We start from the raw sequence: 651 nt of genomic DNA, 5'->3' as shown, positions 1-651 counted from the left end.
GGCGCCACGGCCAACGAGCCGGGCAGCGTCGCTCTCGGCGCGGGCTCGACCACGGCGGCGGCGGTTGCCACCACCGGGACCACGATCAACGGCGTCAACTACACGTTTGCCGGAACAGCTCCGACCAGCACCGTCAGCGTGGGCACCGTTGGCAACGAGCGCACCGTCACCAATGTCGCGGCGGGCAGGATCAGCGACACTTCGACGGACGCCATCAACGGCAGCCAGCTTTACGCGACCAACCAGGCGGTCGAAGCCGTGCAGGGGAGTGTCGGCGATTTGAATGAGTTCGCGGTCCAGTACGACAAGAACCCGGACGGCACCAAGTCCAACTCGCTGACCCTGACCGGCGGCGACCCGAGCGCGCCGGTGATCATCCACAATGTCGGCGCCGGCACCGCCGACACCGATGCGGTCAACGTGCTGCAGCTCAACAACGGGCTGGCGACAACGTTCGACAACTCCAAGACCTACACCAATCAGGTGGCGGCAACGACGCTCCAGCAGGCAAACGCCTATACGGACTCCAAGCTCAGCCAGCTCAACATGGACATGGGCGAGGCCCGCGGCGAGGCGCGCCAGGCAGCTGCGATCGGCCTGGCCGCCGCTTCGCTGCGTTATGACGATCGTCCCGGCAAGCTGAGCGTCGCG

1 pseudogene is annotated in these 651 nt (G+C 66.7%); it reads left to right on the top strand.

Annotated features, from left to right (window positions below):
* A pseudogene (locus DH10_RS36025) lies at positions 1-651 on the top strand (calcium-binding protein); the annotation flags it as partial.

This window comes from Mesorhizobium silamurunense (genome assembly GCF_014843825.1).
GTDB lineage: Bacteria > Pseudomonadota > Alphaproteobacteria > Rhizobiales > Rhizobiaceae > Mesorhizobium > Mesorhizobium silamurunense.
Note: the sequence above shows the minus strand (reverse complement) of the source record. Positions and strands in the feature narration are given on the sequence as shown.